Raw genomic sequence first — 315 nt, forward strand, 5'->3', positions numbered from 1 at the left:
GTGTTATGTGGAAGTACGAATAAAAAACTCGTAATGAATTTACAAAAGCATAATTTACGAGCGGTAGGTTGTTCAGGATGTGACGGCAATCTACTTCAAGTTCAACCTGTTAGTGAGGAGATAGGATATGTGGGAGAAGTAAGGTATGTCGAAACGGCCTTACTAAAAGGATTAATAAATATGAATTATATTCCTGTTATTGCTCCAGTCGGCATAAATGATAATGAGATTTATAACATAAATGCAGATACCGCCGCAGCTGGAATTGCGGCCGCGTTATCTGCAAAAGAACTCATTTTTATTACAGATGTAGAT

General features: G+C 37.1%; 1 protein-coding gene. It reads left to right on the plus strand.

Going from position 1 to position 315, the window contains the following annotated elements:
- Positions 1–315: amino acid kinase family protein (locus tag ACSG5Z_RS30140; RefSeq protein ID WP_503827183.1), on the plus strand; the 315-nt coding region annotated here is incomplete at both ends.

Origin of the sequence: Bacillus pretiosus, from assembly GCF_051294775.1 — a bacterium.
GTDB classification, from domain to species: domain Bacteria; phylum Bacillota; class Bacilli; order Bacillales; family Bacillaceae_G; genus Bacillus_A; species Bacillus_A wiedmannii.